This is a genomic window from Streptomyces sp. YS-3 (genome assembly GCF_045257485.1).
Taxonomy (GTDB): Bacteria; Actinomycetota; Actinomycetes; order Streptomycetales; family Streptomycetaceae; genus Streptomyces.
The window spans coordinates 1-1,858 of record NZ_JBJHPC010000909.1 but is presented as its reverse complement, the minus strand read 5'-3'; the positions used below and the strand labels follow the sequence as shown (position 1 = coordinate 1,858).

Annotated in this window: 2 protein-coding genes; both read right to left on the bottom strand. The window is 74.5% G+C overall.

From position 1 onward, the window contains the following. On the bottom strand, positions 1 to 801 hold an 801-nt coding region (locus tag ACJA3G_RS36170), incomplete at its 3' end, for a serine/threonine-protein kinase (protein ID WP_406557269.1). 229 nt (positions 802 to 1,030) lie between these two features. Then, complete coding sequence (locus tag ACJA3G_RS36165; RefSeq protein WP_406557268.1) at positions 1,031 to 1,630, bottom strand: hypothetical protein; 600 nt, start codon at positions 1,628 to 1,630, stop codon at positions 1,031 to 1,033. Positions 1,631 to 1,858: the final 228 nt, after the last annotated feature.

The following is a 1,858-nucleotide window of genomic DNA, read 5'->3' as shown; positions in this document are numbered from 1 at the left end:
GGCGCACGAGATGCTCTCCGCGTACGTGTCGGTCGGCGTGTAGTGCCGGGGCGCGACGGGGGTGGAGCCGGCCGACACGTACGCGGAGAGCATCTCGTGCGCCTCGTCGGCGGTCAGCCTGCGGGCCGGATCGCGCTCCAGCAGCCCGCGTACGACCGGCAGCAGCGGGGCGGCGGCCAGGGGCGGGCGGATCTCGTCGGTGACCACCGCGTGCAGCACCCCGCCCAGGGAGTCGCGGTGGAAGGGCGATTCACCGCTCAGGGCGGCGCACAGCAGCGCGCCCAGGGACCACAGGTCCGACTCGGGCCCGGCGGCGGCGCCCTGCATGCGCTCGGGCGAGGTGTACTCGGGCGAGCCGACGAAGGCCCCGTCCTCGCTGATCGTGGTCGACCCCGGCAGCTGCGCGATACCGAAGTCGGTGAGGACGACCCGGCCGGTGCCCTCCTCCAGGAGGACGTTGGCGGGCTTGAGGTCGCGGTGGAGTACGCCCCGGCGGTGCGCGGCGCTCAGCGCGCCGAGCAGCGCTATACCGATCCGGGCCGCCCCGGGGGCGTCGACGGGTCCGCCGCCGCGCAGCCGGTCTGCGAGCGAACCGCCCTCGACCAGCTCCATCACGATGTACGAGCGGCCGTCCTGCTCGACGACGTCGTGGACGCCGATGACGTGCGGGTGCTTGAGCTGGGCCACGGCACGCGCCTCGCGCAGCGCGGCGGTGGCGGGGGCGCCGCCGTCGGGGTGCAGTGCCTTGACGGCGACCTCACGGCCCAGGAGCTGGTCGGTGGCGCGCCAGACGGTGCCCATGCCGCCCCGGCCGAGCCGGGCCGTCGGCCGGTAGCGTCCGGCGATGAGACGGTCCTCGGCCGCGCCGCCTCGCGGTTCACTGGCTGCTGCGGGCACCGGTTCCCCTCGTTCCCTGGTCCTGTGGCCATCATGCCGCACGGGGCCGGACCGGAACGGGGTACGAGGTCACGAGAGGGAATCGACCGGGCGCGGGCAGGACCCGCGGGGCGCGCGAGGGGCGCGCGCTTCCTCAGTGCAGCGGGGGCGGCTGCCAGCCGCGCAGCACGGTGTCGAACTGCTCGCGGGTGGTCGCCCAGTCGGACTCCGGGCCCGACATGTAGACCGCGTACTCGGCGGCGCCGCCGTCGGCGAAGTACATCTGGTCTATCGCGTGCCGCTTGCCGGGAAAGCCCTTCTTCTCCACGTACGTGAACTCCCAGAGCGAGGAGTTCACCTGGTCCCGGAAGGTGTTGGAGTGCAGCGTCACCCGCTGGTACTTGGGCAGCCGCTTCTCCAGCGCCTTCTCCAGGTTCAGCTGGTGCATGTACGGGTTCTCGAAGTCGGGCTTGCCGACGCTGACGCGGATGTAGTGGCGGCCGTTGTCCGGCGTGTAGTCGACCTCCTTGCCGTCCATCTGGCGCCGCCAGCCCTCGGGCACGAAGAGCGTGAACCCGGCCGGGTCCTTCACCCGCTTCCAGCCGTCCGGCACGGACGCGTCGGCCTTGCCGGACTTGCCCGGACCGGTGGCGGGCGGCTGCGTGGTCGTGGTCGTCGAGTCCTCGCCGCTGTCGCGGAACTTGAGGGCGGCGAGCCCGGCCGCGCCGCCGAGGACGGCCGCGAGGGCGACCACCAGGGCGACCGTCCGTCCGCGCCTGCGGGCGGGGCGGGCGCGGCACGGACGCGTCGGCCTTGCCGGACTTGCCCGGACCGGTGGCGGGCGGCTGCGTGGTCGTGGTCGTCGAGTCCTCGCCGCTGTCGCGGAACTTGAGGGCGGCGAGCCCGGCCGCGCCGCCGAGGACGGCCGCGAGGGCGACCACCAGGGCGACCGTCCGTCCGCGCCTGCGGGCGGGGCGGGCGC